This is a genomic window from Streptomyces sp. NPDC060198 (assembly GCF_042728415.1).
Lineage (GTDB): Bacteria > Actinomycetota > Actinomycetes > Streptomycetales > Streptomycetaceae > Streptomyces.
This window is the reverse complement of sequence record NZ_JBHWZJ010000639.1, coordinates 1-1,954: the sequence shown is the minus strand read 5'-3', so window position 1 is coordinate 1,954 and position 1,954 is coordinate 1. Positions and strand designations below refer to the sequence as shown.

Here is a 1,954-nt window from a genome sequence, read left to right as displayed (position 1 = left end):
CCCCCTCACGATGATCCGGCCCTCATCGGGGCCCGCCGACTACTGGGGCGGCATCAGGACGGAGTCGACGATGTAGACCGTGGCGTTGGCCGTCCGGACGTTGCCGCAGACGACCTTCGCGCTGTCGTTGACGGTGTACGTCATGTCCGAGCCGGACGTCGTCAGCTTGCTCTTCTCCAGGGTGTCGAAGGAGCCGTTCGACAGCTGCTTCGGGGCGATCTTCTGGCCGACCACGTGGTAGGTCAGAACCTTGGTCAGCTCCTCCTTGTTCGCGAGCAGCTTCTCCAGGTCGGCCTTCGGGACCTTGGCGAACGCCTCGTTGGTCGGCGCGAAGACCGTGATGTTCTCGGCGCTGTTCAGCGTGTCGACCAGCCCGGCGGCCTTGACCGCGGTGACCAGGGTGGCGAGGTCCGGGTTGTTCGAGGCGGCGGTGGCGACCGGGTCCTGCGCCATGCCGTCGAAGGAGCCCGCGCCGTTCTTCGGCACGGAGGAACAGGCCGGGCCGAAGGGCTCGTCGGCGGGCGTGGCGGCACTCGCCGGCGCACTCGCCGAGGACGCCTTGTCGGCGCCGGCGCCGGAAGCCGAGTCCTTGGTGTCGGTGGAGGAGCAGGACGTCAGGGCCAGCGGCAGTACGGCGGCGGCCGAGACGGCGACGGCGAGACGGCGAAGGTGCAGGGCGTTCATGGAGTTCTCCTGGTTCGGATGGTGGTGCCTGCCCGGGCGGTCGAGCGGCCCGGGCGGTTCGGTCGTGGAACGGGAAGGAGCAGGCTTCGAGGTGGTGAGAGGGGCTCAGGACACGTCGACCACCACCGAATGCCAGCCGGTCGCGCCGTCGGGGACGGTTCCGACGCGGTGGGAGGTCTGGGTGGCGCCGGTGCCGTCGGTCGCGCGGACTTCGAGGGTGTGGTGGCCGGAGGTGGCCGGCCACTCCCACACCCACTGGCGCCAGGTGTCCCGGCCGTCCGCCGCGCCCAGCCGCGCGGTGTGCCAGTCGCCGCCGTCCACCCGGACCTCCACCCGGGAGATGCCCCGGTGCTGGGCCCAGGCGACACCGCCGACCGGCACGGTGCCGGCCTTCGGCGACGCGAAGGGGCGCGGAGTGTCGATCCGCGACTCCGTCTTGATGGGCGCCTGCTGGGCCCAGTCGCGCTTGACCCAGTAGGCGTCGTACGCGTCGAAGGTGGTCAGCTCGATGTCCTCGATCCACTTGCAGGCCGAGACGTAGCCGTAGAGACCGGGGACGAGCATTCGCACCGGGAAGCCGTGCTCGAACGGCAGCGGCTCGCCGTTCATGCCGAGGGCGAGCATCGCGTCGCGGCCGTCCAGGACGGTTTCGACAGGCGTGCCGATGGTCATTCCGTCGACCGAGCGCGAGACGAGCTGGTCGGCCGGACCGCCCTTCGACGGGGCCTTCACCCCGGCCTCGCGCAGGAGGTCCGCCAGGCGAACCCCGATCCACCGGGCGTTGCCGATGTACGGTCCGCCGACCTCGTTGGACACGCAGGCCAGGGTGATGTCCCGTTCGACGGTCGGACGGGACAGCAGGTCCTGGTAACCGAGGGTCAGCGGGCGGGTGACGCCCTTGCCGTGGATGCGAAGCCGCCAGCGGCCGGCGTCCACGCGGGGCACCACCAGCGCGGTGTCGACGCGGTAGAAGCTCTTGTTCGGGGTGACGAACGAGCTGACGCCGCGTACCCCCAGGTCCGTGCCCGGGGGCACGGCGGGCGCGGCCGAGTCGGGTACCGGCAGCCTGATGTCGGCGCGGGAGGCCGATGCCCCGGCCTGGACGGACGCGGTGAGGCGGCGCCCCACGTACCCCGCCCCGGCCGAGGCCGCCGCCGCGGCGGTGGCGGCGATCACGAAGCCCCGGCGGTCGAAGGCGGGCGCGGGGCCCGCCGCCGCGTCCGAGGCGTGTACCGGTCCCGTCTCCGTCTCCCCAGCCGCGGGAGACGGA

The 1,954-nt window shown here is 72.1% G+C and carries 2 protein-coding genes; both read right to left on the bottom strand.

Annotated features, from left to right (window positions below; all coding sequences use genetic code 11):
- Positions 1-39 precede the first annotated feature (39 nt).
- Positions 40-684 (bottom strand): fasciclin domain-containing protein, encoded by a 645-nt coding sequence (locus tag ACFWEP_RS34345; RefSeq protein ID WP_387376181.1) that lies wholly within the window; start codon positions 682-684, stop codon positions 40-42.
- A gap of 105 nt (positions 685-789) precedes the next feature.
- Positions 790-1,954, bottom strand: a 1,165-nt coding sequence (locus ACFWEP_RS34340; protein ID WP_387376179.1) for a molybdopterin-dependent oxidoreductase, incomplete at its 5' end; no start/stop codon positions are given.

What these genes read in the sequence shown, in the direction of transcription:
- ACFWEP_RS34345 (WP_387376181.1), bottom strand. Translation starts at nt 684, where the DNA reads ATGAACGCCCTGCACCTTCGCCGTCTCGCCGTCGCCGTCTCGGCCGCC.